The sequence below is a fragment of the Pseudoalteromonas sp. SWN29 genome, assembly GCF_015864465.1.
Taxonomy (GTDB): domain Bacteria; phylum Pseudomonadota; class Gammaproteobacteria; order Enterobacterales; family Alteromonadaceae; genus Pseudoalteromonas.
The window spans coordinates 1-5,595 of the sequence record NZ_JADYXE010000090.1; the positions used below are offsets into that span (position 1 = coordinate 1).

The window sequence follows — 5,595 nt, forward strand, 5'->3', positions numbered from 1 at the left end:
CCCCTTGTACATACAGCATCTACTTAAAAAAAGTGTGCTTGGATACCATTCAGTTTCTGAGAATAGAAAGTCAGGGCCTTATCTACGGAGCAGTATTAAATACTAGACGCACAGGCAAGCTCACTGACTTCGATGTGATAAATGATAGCTAATCATTTATCAATGAGAGATACAAGGCGCTCAGCTTGCTCGCGCGAAAAGCCGTAGGCGGGAGTTTACCTCGCGCTTTTGGTTCTTAATTTTAAAATAATTTACTTATATCGCATTGGCGATGGCAACCAAAGAAAGGCAAGCGCCTGCCTCTCTTTGGAATCACACGGCGCCTCTCGATTTCACTTATCTTTAAACTAATAATTAATATGAACGTAAACGCGATAAAAGCACATCCATGTGCAAGCATCGTTTTTAAAAAGATTAAGCACTTGGTGTTTGCCGAGAATAGAATTCTGTTTTGATAGCTCATCGATAAGTAAAGGTTAGTTTAAAAAATTGAGGCTTGGGTATTGCTAAATGATTTGAGTATAATAGGCTAATATAATTAAAAATGTAGCAGGGTTAAAGGTAACTTAAAATGGCACCAGGAAGAAACGATCCTTGTTTTTGCGGCAGCAGTAAAAAATATAAACACTGCTGTATGGATAATATATCAAAACAGCATGCCTCAATATTTGACGATATAACTCAAACTGTAGCAATGAGCCCCGAGCTAAGCCTTGATGAACTAAACCTTGTAGTACAGCATAAAAATACAGAGCGTAATAATAAAGCTAATGCAGACTTTGCAGGGCTTTCGCCAGCCCAAATGCACAATTGGATATACGCCCCCTTTAGCGAACTGGAAGGCGTTATAATTAATACTCCAGTTGATTTATCAACGTCCCCTGTAATGTGTTATTTAGCGTTGATTATTGACGAAGCCATGCAGCAAGGTGGTTCATTTAAAACAACAAGCAAAGGCAACTTACCAGCTAAATTAGTAAAACAAGCTACAGAGTTACTCCCTAAATTTGCAGTCGCCGAATACTCTACCCCTGTTAGTATTAATGAGTTTGCTGGTAGTAATGAAGATAAGTTTAATGCGCTACATTACACACGTATTTTAGCGATCGCAGCAGGCATTATTTACAATAAAAGTGGGCGTTTACATATAAAAAAGACAGCGCAAAAGCAGTATCAAACTCATGGTCTTAAAGCCTTTTATTTACCTATGTTCGAAGCTGCAACCACAAAATATAATTGGGCTTACTTCGACAGCTTTCCCGATGATATAGATTTACGTGATTTTTGGGTATTCATGCTTTGGCGAGTACAAAGCCACGGTTCGATTGAAAGGTTAATTGAAGAAGTAGCTACCGCATTCCCAGATTTACTACTGCAACTTACGCCTAATGAATATTATGATTCAAAAAGTCTACTGGGCTTATTAATAGAATCTCGATTTATAAATCGCTGCTTACAGTTTTGGGGATTCATTAGCGTTGATCCAAAGCGATTCAGCAATGGTAAACCAATACCAATAAAAACAGAGATGCTGCCTTTATTAACGAAAACCTTTCAGTTCACAATTTAGTGGTTAAAGGCATATTTGGTCCCTCCCGAATATGCCTCGTTGATAACGCAACCAAAATACCCTGTTTAAAGTAGCCTCATTTATACATATAGCTGGCTGGGGGCTGTTACTGTTAACTAAAGCGTTTCAGTAATTAAAACTTAGAGAGCAAAATTACGCCATGTGGGATATAAAACTCCACCTACATAAATTTATACACCGGAAACGTAGGCACAAATTTTTATAGCGCTCATGCAACAACACTTTTTATCACCAAGGGCACAGAGCTGCGGCTCGCTACACCTAGAACAATAATTCACTTTTCTGTGGTAAAAAATGTATTTAAAAGCGAGGTATAAAACCTCACCTACCAAACGTAAGCACCAACCCCGTAGGTGCGATTTTACATCGCGCTTTCTCTTTAGTAACTAGCTCATTACCCCAATCAACAAGCAAAGCCCGCCTAAACACCTGTAGGCGCTCAGCTTGCTCGCGCGAAAAGCCGTAGGCGGGAGTTTACCTCGCGCTTTTGGTTCTTAATTTCAAAATAATTGACTTAATATCGCATTGGCGATGGCAACCAAGGGGCGGATACCGCCGACCGCCCCTTGGAACCCCACGGCGCCCCGAGGACACACTATTTCCTCAATTTAAATTAATGATATGAACGTAACCAGCGTAGATAGGCCATCCCTGGTCAAGCATCACTTTCCTCAAATTGTCTAAAGGGATTTAGGTACTTGGAATTTGTAGGGAGCAAAGCTGGGGAGAATATGCACCATGCGAGGTAATTACTCATTAATTATGTGTTTGCAGGTGAAGTTGAAGGGGGGAGAATTGCCTTAGCACCAGCCTTAAAATTTGCTGTAGGCGCTCAGCTTGCTCGCGCGAAAAGCCGTAGGCGGGAGTTTACCTCGCGCTTTTGGTTCTTAATTTCAAAATAATTGACTTAATATCGCGTTGGCGATGGCAACCAAAGAGAAGTAACCGCCGACTTCTCTTTGAAATCTCTCGGCGCCCCGAGGATCACATTATTTCCTCAATTTAAATTAATGATATGAACGTAACCAGCGTAGATAGGCCATCCATGGCCAAGCTACGCTTTTAACAGCATTGCCTAAAGGGATTTAGGTACTTGGAATTTGTCGGGAACAAAATTCCGCCATGCTGTTAATTACCCATCATTAATTAAATTTCGGATGTGATCACGGCGAGGTTTTCTTAGCAACAGTCTTTAATTTCCAATTATTAGCTGTTATTTTGGTCGGTTGTTTAATTTTGTCTATTTAAAACTTTATAGGCCATATGAGGCCTGGTATGATTCACCGTCTTTTTATTTTGAAGTAGTTAAGTTAGTTATGGAAAACGGTGAAATTCTTGTTATCGATTTATTTGCAGGCCCAGGTGGACTTGGCGAAGGGATTTCCGCAGCTAAAACAGAAAATGGAAAATCGCCTTTTCAAATAGGTATTTCTGTTGAGAAAGATTTCCATGCCCATAAAACTCTTACTACTCGTGCTTTCTTTCGCTCACTCAAAATAAAGTCTCAACCATTAGATAATTATTATAATTATCTGCATGGAAAAATTACACGTGATGAGTTGTTTGAACTGCACCCCGATATTGCAACAGAAGCCAATCAAGAAACTCTCAATGGTGCTAAAGAACTTGGCAAAGATAATAAGCTTATTCATAAGCGTATTAAAGAGCTTGTAAAAGAGCATAAAGGGCCAAAAGTACTAATTGGTGGGCCTCCATGCCAAGCTTATTCTCTTGCAGGGCGTTCTCGAAATGCTGGTAATAAAAGTTACGTTGCAGAAGAAGATACTCGCCATTTTTTATATAAAGAATACTTAGAAGTAATCTGCCTAGCGAAGCCTGATATTTTTGTAATGGAAAATGTAAGAGGAATACTTACGGCAAAAGTAAATGGCCAAGTGATGTTCCCGCAAATACTGGAAGACTTGCGTAGTCCTGGTTCAGTAACAAAGCATAAAAAGATTCCAAAATATAAAATCTACTCATTAGTCGTTGATGCCAAGACCCCGGAAGATCCACAATACAAAGACTCTGCTGATTTCCTAATTCGCTGTGAGCAATATGGTATACCTCAAGCAAGACATCGTGTAATTCTACTTGGTGTACGTGAGGATATTAAAGCAACCCCAGAAACGCTAAAACTATGCGAACACCAAGTAAGCGTAGAACAAGCTATTAGTGACCTACCAAATTTACGCAGCGGCTTCTCAAAGCAAAAAGATAACGCAAAAGATTGGGAAACAGCTGTTACTAAAAATGCAGCTAAATTAAAAGTGATTCTGACAAAGCAATTTAATGAAGAATCTGCAAATAGCTTGAATCTTTTACCAAAAATAGGCTTAACAAGAAAAGAAAAAGCTTTAAGTAACAAAGATCCAATCATGCCAGAGCCTTTAAAATCTTGGTATATCGATCCAAGCCTTAAAGTCGTTCTAAATCATGAAACCAGAGGACATATGGTTGATGATTTACTACGTTACTCATACTGTGCTGCATACGCACAAATTCAAGGTTTATCGCCTAAGTCTCGTCATTTCCCACAAGAACTAGCCCCGGCCCACGCTAATTGGGATACTGGAACACATTCAGATCGATTTAGGGTACAAGTTGCCAGTAAATATGCTACGACAGTTACAAGCCATATCTCAAAAGATGGGCATTACTTTGTTCATTATGACCCACAGCAGTGCAGAAGTTTAAGCGTACGTGAAGCCGCTCGCTTACAAACGTTTCCTGATAATTATATTTTTGAAGGGACTAGAACTAACCAGTATGTACAGGTAGGAAATGCTGTGCCGCCATATTTGGCACAGCAAATTGGTGAAATAATTATTAAATTAATTTAAACAAAGTCGAAACCTGATATATAAGCAGCTTTTCTAACTTCAACCGCCATTTTCATCTGTTTATCAGAAGGTACTTTGTTGTATAAGTGAAGGGCTACACACTTTAAAGGAATCCCTACATTTTTATGCGTAGCTGGATAAGTTGCTGAGTAATAATCAGATATACTTTGCCATTCTGCACTTGTAACTCCCATAACATATTCAAAGTCTGAAATTGATTTTGAAGTATCTTTAACTTCATTATTTTCTTTTAGAATATCATTTAACTGTTTTTCATCTAATAAATCACTTGGATCGATTAAACTACAGTCAATTTCCAATTCTTGAAATTTCAACCAACCCTTCTCTGACTTACAAAACTCAGATGGATTAACAACACCATTTCTAAAATTAGGATCAGTAATACAACTTCTAACTTTATAAGCTAAATCAACTATAAAACTTAATAAACTAGGGCTAACAACTTGATTATTGTATATTCTTTTTAAACTAATATCTTTCCCTTGTTTTCTTAAGTTATACCTTAATAGAGCTAAGGTATAAGTTACAACTTCTGCTTTTAGTCCCTTCTCCTCTTTGTACCAATCTGATCTTGGAATTGCATAGTCAGCATTTCTAAAAAGAATCATTTTAGAAACCAAATCATTAAAAAATACAGCACCAAAGTCATCTTCATTATTCTCAAATTCTTTAAGAATTGCCTGCCCTAATAATTTCAAGTTAGCCTGCGCTCCACGCTTCACTTCATAGGGCTTCATTCTCCAAGTATTTTCATATTTAGCCATATCGGTTTTCGTAAAGACTTGATCCTTCGGATATTCTGCAATGAACTTGTTACTACGACTAGTACTCATAGCACGCAACTGAGTTGAATATTGCCCTCTGGCTCTTTCATAAAACCATTTAGTGGGAAAACCAGTTTTACCAGCTGGCATTAGCTGTTTACGTGAGCGATTCTCAATATTTATATGGAAAGGGTGATTTGAAACTAAATCAGATTGTTGAATTGAGTTTTGTGAATTAGCAAACGTAGCAATATTACTTTTTAGAATATCGGCTGTTTCTTTTTCTCCTACGACTGTTACGGCGTTTTTCAAGACAGTTGTCGCCTAAATTGTTAAGCAGCTTCTTTGTGTTGCTCTGGATTTAACTCCACAGCGC

At 38.2% G+C, this 5,595-nt stretch carries 3 protein-coding genes; 2 read left to right on the forward strand and 1 reads right to left on the reverse strand.

Going from position 1 to position 5,595, the window contains the following annotated elements:
* Positions 1-571 precede the first annotated feature (571 nt).
* The gene (locus I6F53_RS19745) at positions 572-1,570 is read left to right on the forward strand and encodes an SEC-C domain-containing protein (RefSeq protein ID WP_197240887.1); all 999 of its coding nucleotides are present in this window, start codon (positions 572-574) and stop codon (positions 1,568-1,570) included.
* A gap of 1,337 nt (positions 1,571-2,907) precedes the next feature.
* The gene (locus I6F53_RS19750) at positions 2,908-4,434 is read left to right on the forward strand and encodes a DNA cytosine methyltransferase (protein ID WP_197240888.1); all 1,527 of its coding nucleotides are present in this window, start codon (positions 2,908-2,910) and stop codon (positions 4,432-4,434) included.
* Here I6F53_RS19750 and I6F53_RS19755 read toward each other — a convergent pair.
* Positions 4,431-5,531: an AIPR family protein gene (locus I6F53_RS19755; RefSeq protein ID WP_197240889.1), complete on the reverse strand. Its 1,101-nt coding sequence runs from the start codon at positions 5,529-5,531 to the stop codon at positions 4,431-4,433. The genes I6F53_RS19750 and I6F53_RS19755 overlap by 4 nt on opposite strands.
* Positions 5,532-5,595 lie beyond the last annotated feature (64 nt).